The 8,543-nt window shown below is 32.4% G+C and carries 8 protein-coding genes; 3 read left to right on the top strand and 5 right to left on the bottom strand.

Features of this window, described 5'->3' with window-relative positions; genetic code table 11:
• The first annotated feature begins 85 nt into the window (after positions 1 to 85).
• The 3 genes from pdxS (at position 86) to cysK (ending at position 2,899) form a co-directional block, all read left to right on the top strand.
• Positions 86 to 967: a pyridoxal 5'-phosphate synthase lyase subunit PdxS gene (gene pdxS, locus K8N75_RS11270; protein WP_255590946.1), complete on the top strand. Its 882-nt coding sequence runs from the start codon at positions 86 to 88 to the stop codon at positions 965 to 967.
• Positions 968 to 1,301: 334 nt separating this feature from the next.
• Positions 1,302 to 1,679 carry a NifB/NifX family molybdenum-iron cluster-binding protein gene (locus K8N75_RS11275; RefSeq protein ID WP_223792150.1) on the top strand — a complete coding sequence of 126 codons (378 nt, stop codon included), beginning with the start codon at positions 1,302 to 1,304 and terminating at the stop codon, positions 1,677 to 1,679.
• A 233-nt stretch (positions 1,680 to 1,912) separates the two neighbouring features.
• Positions 1,913 to 2,899: a cysteine synthase A gene (gene cysK / locus K8N75_RS11280; RefSeq protein WP_223792151.1), complete on the top strand. Its 987-nt coding sequence runs from the start codon at positions 1,913 to 1,915 to the stop codon at positions 2,897 to 2,899.
• A gap of 94 nt (positions 2,900 to 2,993) precedes the next feature.
• Here cysK and K8N75_RS11285 read toward each other — a convergent pair whose 3' ends face one another.
• From K8N75_RS11285 to K8N75_RS11305, 5 genes are all read right to left on the bottom strand, one after another.
• Positions 2,994 to 3,782: a class I SAM-dependent methyltransferase gene (locus K8N75_RS11285; protein ID WP_223792152.1), complete on the bottom strand. Its 789-nt coding sequence runs from the start codon at positions 3,780 to 3,782 to the stop codon at positions 2,994 to 2,996.
• A gap of 918 nt (positions 3,783 to 4,700) precedes the next feature.
• Positions 4,701 to 5,492 (bottom strand): ABC transporter permease, encoded by a 792-nt coding sequence (locus tag K8N75_RS11290; RefSeq protein WP_338038041.1) that lies wholly within the window; start codon positions 5,490 to 5,492, stop codon positions 4,701 to 4,703.
• Positions 5,450 to 6,439, bottom strand: coding sequence for an ATP-binding cassette domain-containing protein (locus tag K8N75_RS11295; protein ID WP_223792153.1), 990 nt, complete (start codon positions 6,437 to 6,439; stop codon positions 5,450 to 5,452). Before K8N75_RS11295 ends, K8N75_RS11290 begins: the two co-directional genes overlap by 43 nt.
• Before the next feature lie 61 nt (positions 6,440 to 6,500).
• On the bottom strand, positions 6,501 to 7,265 hold the full coding sequence (locus tag K8N75_RS11300; RefSeq protein ID WP_223792154.1) for an MBL fold metallo-hydrolase: 765 nt from the start codon (positions 7,263 to 7,265) through the stop codon (positions 6,501 to 6,503).
• A gap of 277 nt (positions 7,266 to 7,542) precedes the next feature.
• Positions 7,543 to 8,436, bottom strand: coding sequence for a PAS domain-containing response regulator (locus K8N75_RS11305; RefSeq protein ID WP_223792155.1), 894 nt, complete (start codon positions 8,434 to 8,436; stop codon positions 7,543 to 7,545).
• Between the last annotated feature and the right edge of the window lie 107 nt (positions 8,437 to 8,543).

Genomic DNA, 8,543 nt, shown 5'->3' on the forward strand with positions numbered 1-8,543 from the left:
TGAATTGCATTTGTAATTTGGATAAATTATTTCTGTGTTTAAAAAAAATTTAAGATATTTATCTTGATTATTTGGAGGAAATATAATGCTACATGGAACAGAAGTTTTAAAGAAGGGATTTGCCAAGATGACCAAGGGCGGAGTTATTATGGATGTTGTGAATGCTGAACAGGCTGTTATTGCCGAAGAAGCTGGAGCTGTTTCAGTAATGGCACTTGAAAAGGTGCCTGCTGATATACGTGCTGAAGGTGGAGTTGCAAGAATGGCTGATCCATCAAAGGTTCAGGAAATAATTGATGCTGTAAGTATTCCTGTAATGGCAAAGGCACGTATAGGTCATTTTGTGGAAGCACAGATACTCGAGACCCTTGGTGTAGATATGATAGATGAAAGTGAGGTGCTTACACCTGCCGATGAAAAATATCACATAGACAAGAAATTATTCACAATACCATTTGTATGCGGTGCACGTAACTTAGGCGAAGCTTTAAGAAGAATTGATGAAGGTGCAGCCATGATCCGTACCAAGGGTGAAGCAGGAACTGGAAATATTGTTGAAGCAGTAAGGCACAGCAGACAGATATCAAGTACCATAAGAGAACTTAAAGATAAAACAGAAGAAGAACTCTGGACTGTTGCACGTGAAACAGAATCCACACTCAAACTTGTAAAAGAAACAGCCAAACTCGGAAGACTACCTGTTGTGAACTTTGCAGCGGGAGGAATTGCAACCCCTGCAGATGCAGCATTAATGATGCAACTAGGTTCAGATGGTGTTTTTGTTGGATCAGGAATATTCAAGTCAGAACAACCAATACTTGTTGCAAAGGCAATTGTAGAAGCAACTACACATTATAACGATGCAGATATCATTGCTAAGGTTTCAACAGATCTTGGTAAGGCAATGCCAGGACTTGAAATAAGTGACATACCAGAAAACATGAAATTACAAACAAGAGGATGGTAAGGAATATCTTACCTAATCTTATCAAATTTTATCCTAATGTTGGAGAATACCCCACCTATGAAGGTGGGGATTAATCCAACCACTACATATTAATAATAATTTGACAATAAATAATATTATTAGTGATGTCAATGCAGTAGTTAATATATGTGATTTTGCACTAAGATAAATAAAATCTCATCAGTAACCGTAGGAACTACGGAAATTAAAGCTTCTCTGAGAAAACCACAAAGTGGATTCAATGAAGGAAGAAGCCCCTTCCGAAAGGGATGGGTAGTTCACAATTATAACCAGATCTAAAAAATGTTCTTAAAATTATTGGAAAGGATTAATTATGTTGTTTAGAGTTGCAATTGCAAGTAACGATGGAAAAATTATTAATCAACATTTTGGACACGCAAAACAATTTCTTATATTTGATATAGATGATAATGGAGATTATGAATACATTGAACTCAGGGAAAATATTCCAACATGCAGTGGTGGAAATCATACAGCCGCATCAATGGAGTCAACACTCAAACTAATAAAAGATGTTGATATTGTGCTTGTAAGTCAAATCGGCCCTGGTGCATCACAATCCTTGATATCAATTGGTATACAACCATACATAATGCCAATGTTTATTGATGAGGCATTGGAAAAATTAGTTTCCAAATTTATGGTGAAAAAAAGGCAGTTAAAAAGGGAAAATCTTAATAATATCAAATAAAACTTAGTTAAATTACAATTACGTAATATTAACTGATTATTATTACTATTTTCAAATTAATTGAATATTGTAAATTTTAAATGGATAAAATATTAATTTTAATAATATAATTAACGATCGTTAAGTATATATATTAAACCTTTTCTAATAAAAGTTATATAACGATCGTTATTAATCGTTTCATTTTTCTTCGATCATACCCTCGTTATATAAAATTAAAAACAGGTGAAACAATGGTAAAAATACCGGAATTAACAAGGGGAATAGCAAATAATGTGACTGAAACTATAGGAAATACTCCCATAGTAAGGTTAAACAAATTAACAGAAGGATTAAACGCAGATGTTGTGGTTAAACTGGAATCTTTCAATCCTTTATCAAGCGTTAAAGATAGAATTGGTGTTGCTTTGATAGAAGCAGGTGAAGAAACAGGTGTAATTAACAAGGACAGCATCCTTATCGAACCAACCAGTGGAAATACAGGTATAGCCCTCGCATTTGTAGCAGCACAAAGAGGATATAAACTCATTCTAACCATGCCTGACACCATGTCAATTGAGAGAAGGAAACTTCTAACTTTACTTGGAGCAGAAATTGTTTTAACTCCTGGAGCAAATGGAATGGGAGGAGCTGTTGCCAAAGCTGAAGAATTAGCTAAAGAAATATCCGGTGCTGTTTTGCCACAGCAGTTTAAAAATTTAGCCAATCCTAAGATTCATAGAGAAACTACAGCTCCCGAAATCTGGAGAGACACGGATGGAAAAATAGACATATTAGTATCGGGAACAGGAACAGGTGGAACAATAACAGGCGTTGGCCAGGCACTTAAAGAACTCAAACCCGAAGTTAAATTAGTTGCAGTTGAACCTGTAACCTCACCTGTACTTTCACAAGGTATATCTGGACCCCACAGAATACAGGGTATTGGACCTGGTTTTGTTCCAGATGTACTTCAAAGAGAACTTATAGATGAAATTATAACAGTTTCTGATGAAGATTCTGCAAAAACACTTCTAGCACTTGCAAGGGAAGAAGGTATACTAGCAGGTATATCCTCTGGAGCATCAACATATGCTGCATTACAATTAGCTAAAAAAGAAGAAAATAGAGGCAAACTCATAGTTGTTGTTTTACCAGACACAGGAGAAAGATACCTGAGTATGGATTGGGTGTTTGAAGACATATTCAAAACATCAGAAACATCAGATTTCACAGATTAAAATTTGTGAAAATATATTTTCTTTTTTCCCATCGATTAAATAGAGAAGATAATTTTTTTTTTATGAATTCTTTTTTTGAAAAAAAAATATAAGATTAACCTTTGAATGCTTCTACTTCCAACCTCACCATATTCACATGTACCATTCCTTCATTATCTAATGGATATTGTTCAATGTATCTGGTTGCTAATTCATTTATAAAATCTTCTCGAAGATCTTCAGGGATTCTTTGTGTATAAGGAAGCCATACTGTTCGTATCCATGATTTTAATCCTTTAAAACCCTTCTGAACCATAACCTTGGAAATTAGTTCGACCCTCACAGGTTTAAGATTTGCTTCATTAAGCCATTTAATATATTTTTTTGGTCCGTAAAATCCATATGGAAAAGTGAACCCTTGGAAGTAGTTGTTCCATTTCTCTTTCGTAATTATTTCATCTGCAAGGTCTAAAATTTTTTGTGCATTGCCCTTACCTCCCATTTGGATTAATATCCTACCATCAGGCTTAAGACTCTTTTGTATTCGTTTTAAAATATCTTCATGGCCTTTGATCCAGTGAAGAGCTGCATTACTAAAGATAATATCAAATTTAGAGTTGTAATCTATTTCCTGAAAATCTTTCAGTTTGAAGTGTAAATTTGGATGTTTCTTTAAAGGAAAGGTCCTTGTTGCCAATTCAATCATATCAATTGAACTGTCAATTCCCATTATACATCCGTCTTTAAGATGTGTGGCTATTTCCGATGTTACTTTACCATCTCCACATCCTATATCAAGGACTACTTCAGATCCTTGAAGATCCATTTTAGTTATAAGTTCTCTAGCCCATTTCTGTTGTGCACTCGAACTTTTTTGATATTCCTCTGCATCCCATTTAAACATTTAGAAAATACACCTCAAAAAGTTTTATTCCACTATCACAGGATAAGATTTGAATCATTTCAAACTAAATTATATTTTTTTATATATCTACTTTTTCATATTGAGAATTTTAATTAAGATTCTTATAATAATATTTTTGATACTTATTTTTTATTCATTCTGTAGAATTTGTAATTCTATTTTTTAATTTTTCTTTTTTACAAAAATATCATATATTAAAGAGGAAATATCATAAATTGTATTTGTTTTGTATGATTTTGGCAATGATCTTTGATATAATTATTAAAATTTTGATTTATACCTCTATTTCAATCAGTTAGGGTATATGTAGCAGACTATAATCTTGATGTTTAAACAAAGTTAGTTTTGAGAATGATATTTACAATAATCAATGGATTTTTCTAAGATTTTCAAACCAATTGTAATGAGGATTATGATAATTTTTACAGGGGTAATACTTATTTTATAAAGATCCAACAATAAATTCACTTCAATACATGTTCGACTCTAAAATTTAAATTAAATACTTAATTGATTCTTTTATTATATTTGTAGAGTATAATAAGATGTATTGGGTGAAAATACGTATTATTGTAAGATTCAGCCCAAATATTAGTTATTTTTTATTTCGTTATATCAAGCTATGACGAAGTAGAATATAATTCATTAAAAAATACACAAAATCTAATAAAAATTAAAAATTATTAACTGACATTCAATCATAAAATAATAAAAATCAAATCTCCAATAAAAATCAATAATTTTTTTAAAAAAATAAAATACCAAATTAAATTTAATTTTTTTAATGAATTATAAAACATAACTCTCAAAATTTTTAAGATTTCATTTCTTTTATAATTTTTTTTATAAATTATAATTGTAGTTAATAAACTACTTCCCACTATATAAAGAAAAAATTCATTGACGTTTACTGAAGAGATATGTTCCAATAATAACAACAGCTACATCAAAAATACAAATAATTAATATATCGTAGTACAATGGTATGAAACTGTGCCATCCACTTATCATTACTGTTCGCAATGCATCTACACCATAGGTGAGTGGATTTATATAGAATGCCCATTTTATCCATGTTGGCAGATTTGTTAATGGAAATAGTGCACCACTTAAAAAGAACATTGGTAGGTTAACAAATGTTACTATAGTACCAAAGCTTTCCAAACTGTTCATAAGACTTGCAATGATCAGACCAATGCATGTTAAACCAATTGTGATTATTATCATTAATGGTATTGCTAGTCCTACTGCAATGAATGTTAAGGGTACTCCAATAATTGTTCCAAGCACTATCACTATAATTCCCTGGATAATAGCTGCTGTTGCTACTCCAAACATCTTCCCTGCAAAGATTGAAATCCTTCCAATGGGGGCAACTAGAATTTCCTTCATAAACCCGAATTGCCTATCCCATATCACAGATATACCCAGAAATATTGAAGTAAAAAGAAGTGTCTGTGCAATTATACCGGGTAACAAGAATTGAGTGTAATTAAAACCTGCAGTTGAAAGTGTAGTTCCTAATCCTCCCCCAAAAATTACAAGCCATAGCACAGGTGTAATTACAGAACTAATTAAACGTGACCTGTCACGGATAAAACGTTTGAGTTCACGGCGCCATAATGCATTGATACCTCTTAACTCACTTATTTTATCCTCCCCCTCATCCTTGCAGCCATTCCAGTTAATTCTTTGCCCCCTCCACCCTCACGAATTTCCTTACCCGTGAAGAACATGAATGCAGCATCCAGATCAGGCTCTTTTATGGATATATTATAAATATAAATTCCAACAGAAACAGCCAATTCAACTATACGCGCCAAGGCCGTATGAGAATTTTCAACAGTTAAAATAAGTTCTTTTTCAGTTTCCATTATATTTGTAGCGAGTTTGCTTTCTGAAACATTTTCAGATAACAGTTTGTTATCACTGGACTCGATGATTATTGTTTCACCTTCAATTTTACTTTTAAGTTTTTGGGGTGTATCTAGGGCTACAATTTTGCTCCTGTCAATAATTGCTATCCTATCACAGAGTTTATCTGCTTCTTCCATATAATGGGTTGTTAATATGATGGTGATGTTTTCCTGCTTTTTAAGATCCCTTATATAATTCCAGATATGATCTCTACTTTGTGGATCCAGGCCCACTGTTGGTTCATCCAAAAAAAGTACTTTTGGATAATGTATTAGGCTTCTTGCTATTTCCAATCGTCGCCTCATACCGCCAGAATAAGTATTAACCAGATTTGATGCACGATCCTCCAGTTCAACTAACTGCAAAACTTCATCTATTCGCGAGTGCATAACATCCTTGGGCACATTGTATAGATCAGCATGCAATTCCATATTTTCCATACCTGTTAATTTATCATCTATACTTGGATCCTGGAAAACAATTCCAATAGAACGTCTAACATCAGAAGCCCGTTTCACAATATCGTATCCTTCTACTCTGGCAGTACCAGATGTTGGATTTAAAATAGTACAGAGCATAGAGATGAATGTGCTTTTCCCAGCACCATTAGGACCTAATAGTCCAAATATTTCCCCTTGATCCACCTTTAGGTTCACATTATCCACAGCGGTTAATTTACCAAATTTTTTTGTTAAACCATTAGTCTCTATTGCTAACATAAAATCCTCTTATTCTATTTTGTTTAATCTTTCATAAAAAATGATGTATAGAAATAAGTTTTTAAGCCTGTTTATTGGCTAGTTCAGCTATTTTTTCGTTGGGATTAGATTTGAATAATCCACCATGATAGGTAATAATCTGTTCAATATCATAATCTATTAATTTTTTAAGTGAATCAGTTGCTTGTTTCATATCTGGAGTATGCAGAGGGTTAGGTCCCAACAATTCACCGTTATCAATATTTAACTGGTCACCTGCAACCAATATCTTATTCTGATTCAGATACAAACATATATGGCCTGGTGTATGGCCTGGTGTATGGCCTGGTGTATGGATTATTTTAATCCCTCTGCAGTATGGTAGTTCCAGTCCATCCTGGAGAGTTGCATCAACTTTAGCTTTTGGAGGGTTTAAAAATAAATTTTTCATTGCTTTACGTCCCTCTTCAGGTATGGATTTATACTTTTCTTCTAGTTGAGCCCTGCGTTCTGGTGTTATTTTATCTAATTTCTCATCACCTTGAATATAGGACTTGTCATCTTCATGGGATAGAACTAGTATTTTATGGTCAGAATCATTTAAAATTTCTGGCAAACCTCCAATATGGTCAATATCCTGGTGTGTTATGATAATTTTATCAAGTCTATTATAATCTATATCTGCTTTGGTAATTGCATCTTTAATATATTTGAATGCACCAGGAAAACCCGTGTCGACCAGTATCACATTATTATCGTCCCACAGGAGTGTTGGATAAAAAATTCTTTTTTCATTACCCATTCGCATTGATATTTCCAGCATTTCTACACCATCAGCTATTCTCATAAAGTTAAACCCCCAAATTTTTACAATTTTCTTTTCTATTCATCTTTTATTAATAATTGAATAATAAATATCCTGATTTTATAATTCCATTATTATCATAAAAATAAACTTGCTGATACTTGTAATAAAGACCTGATTTAATAAGAATCATCTGAATAACTCGAGATTTCAAAGAAAAATAAATAATGTTTTTAAGTATTAAATGATGTTATTCAATAATTATATCCTTGTTTAAAAATATTTTTCATTGATTATCATGGGTTTAAACAGATCATAGTTATGTGAATTTGTCCTGGAAATCTTCTACATATTCTGTTTGTATTAATGGTTTCACAGCCTCTACCATATTTCCCATTATTAAGAAGAAATCTTTATCCTTTTCTACCATTGCATCCATTATAGATTTTTCCATACCTTTACGTGCAGTTATATCTGTCATTATTGAAATTGCCCCGATATATTCACCAGTGACTTTATGTAAAGGACTTGTTGATACTAGAACCCATAAAGGTGTACCCTCTTTATTTAAAAATTGTATTTCATAAGTTTGACCAATGTGCTTATTATTAACCTTCAAATGTTTTTTAAATACATTCCTACAACTTTTATTGATGAAATTAAATACATTTTGGTTCATTAGGTCATCCATTTTGTAACCTAACATATCTGCCATCTGACTATTTACATAATTTATTTTGTTTTGGGAGTCAATTAAAAAGAGTCCAGACTCTAACTTTTCAACCATTGATCTATACTTCTCTTCACTTTTTCTAAGATCAATTTCAATACGTTTACGTTCGATAGAGTATTTTATTGACCGTGAAAGTAGTTGTTTATCTATTTGTCCCTTAACAAGGTAATCTTGAGCACCCTCTGACACTATGTTTATGGCAAGATCCTCGTCCAATAATCCAGTTAAAATTATTATGGGTACTTCAGGTGCATGAATGTTCATTGTGTTAAAAGTATCAATACCCTGGCTATCTGGAAGGTTTAAATCTAAGAGCATGATATCAAAATCTTCATTTACATGTTCCAATCCATCTTTAATCCGTTTGAAATGATCTAGTACAAAATTATCGGCATAAACTTCTTTAAGCATTTCATTGATTATCAATGCATCTCCAGGATTATCCTCTATTAATAAAATATGTATCTTCTTGTCAGTCATGGTTTTCACCTAGTTGGAAGTTTTACAATGCTTAACCAGAAATTTTCTATGGACTTCACAACGTTGATGAATTGATCAAGGTCCACTGGTTTGGTGATGTAACAATT

Origin of the sequence: Methanobacterium spitsbergense, from assembly GCF_019931065.1 — an archaeon.
In the GTDB taxonomy this organism is placed as follows: Archaea; Methanobacteriota; Methanobacteria; order Methanobacteriales; family Methanobacteriaceae; genus Methanobacterium_B; species Methanobacterium_B spitsbergense.